This is a genomic window from Luteibacter sp. P4_E6 (assembly GCF_056401535.1).
Genome location: NZ_JBFUJE010000732.1, coordinates 1 through 1,552 on the forward strand (window position 1 = coordinate 1; position 1,552 = coordinate 1,552).

Annotated in this window: 1 protein-coding gene; it reads right to left on the reverse strand. The window is 57.5% G+C overall.

Annotated elements, in window-relative coordinates; genetic code table 11:
* Positions 1-195: 195 nt before the first annotated feature.
* The coding region (locus tag AC1DT2_RS22885; protein WP_477298964.1) for a hypothetical protein at positions 196-1,552 on the reverse strand (1,357 nt) is incomplete at its 5' end.

The window sequence follows — 1,552 nt, forward strand, 5'->3', positions numbered from 1 at the left end:
TCGCCGCTGGCCACGACCAGTGCCTTCTGGGTCGGGGCGATGTTGAACTGGTCTTCCCGCTGGTTGATCTCGCTGACGATATCCAGCTCGAGCTGGTCAAGCACCGCTTTTGCCTCGCGGCTCAGCGACACAGGTCCGAAGGTGGCATAGCGTCCGCACATGGCCGCAGGATACCGCCGCGGCGTGACGGTGGTGTCAGGGCTTCGACGTAGCCCTCGCCTCGTACCTCTGGATGGCGTTTGTGTAAGCCACGCTAGCTGTCGTTATGGTTGTGATGTACAGGAAACCGGCAAGGCCAAGGCCGAAGGCGATGCCCAGCACAGACAGTCGAGCCCGGCCCAGCTGGAGGAGTTCACGCATGTCGAGGCGGAATGCGACCAAGGCCGAAGCGAGCACGAACAGGGGAAGGAAAAATCTGGTCTCGATTGCGCCCGGGATTATCGCTGCGACCGGAAGAAGTAAGCACGTGGCTAGGACGAACTCGGTGAACGTAATGGGTCTGGCAAAAAATGCGATGACGCCAAGAAACACGATGACGAAGCAGAATATCGACGCCACTCTGGATCCGGGTGAGATATCGGGCTTGTAGGCCAAGCCGTCGCGAACGTCCATGCCGTTCACTACGTGTCTTGCGTAGATCCCGCTCATGGTTCCAGGGTGCGATGCCAGCAACCGCCCGTAGTCAGAAAAACCGGCGGTGCCATCAGGATCAAACTGTGCCTCAAGCGCGCCGCCCGCCGCATCTAAGTAGCTGATCGGGACAGATTTCGATCCATCTGGCGTGGTTCCAGTCTCGTATTTCTGTGTCGAGAGACCCCAAAACAGTTGAGACACCATCAATGACCGGCCGTGGATAGTGGCCGATACAAAGGGGCTTGCTTGGCCGTGATTAGCGTAGTTCCTTGCGACTTGTGGCAAAGCAGCTGCCGCCAAACCGGCGATGAAAATGATTACGGACTGGAGGGTTCGTTTCTCCTTCCGTGCAAACACAATGATCGACACCACGATCGCCGGTATGGCGAATATGTAGATGGTTCGAGTGTTGTATGCAAGGTATGACAACAGGCCGGCGAAGAAGAAAGTGGCCCATCCAGCCTTCCTCGAGGTGGCTGCGCTCAAAGCGCCGATGAGCAAACACACCGCAGGAAGATCAGACAGGGGATAAACGAAAAGGCCTGGGAAAATAGCGATGATAATGAGTGCGAAAGCCACTCTGCGCGTCGGCGAGGTTTCGCCTCGCAGCAACCGCGCCATTCCATCTGCCAGCGGCCCGGTCAGAATCAAGGAGTAGGCAGCGGACGAGAGCAGGCGAAACGGCAAGTGGTACGTAGACCCAATCAGGCCATCAAGCCATGAAAACGGCATCAAGATGGCCGGGAATGCATACCCGCGCAGCACCTCGTGCATCGAGAACACGTTGCCCGGTGCACTTAGATACCAATAGGCCAGAGCGTCGGAACGAAAACTCTCGACTCCGACGACGAAGTTCAACGCCAAAAGAGCGGCGAAAACGACGACCCAGCTATACAGATGACCTCTCGAAGGCCTACCC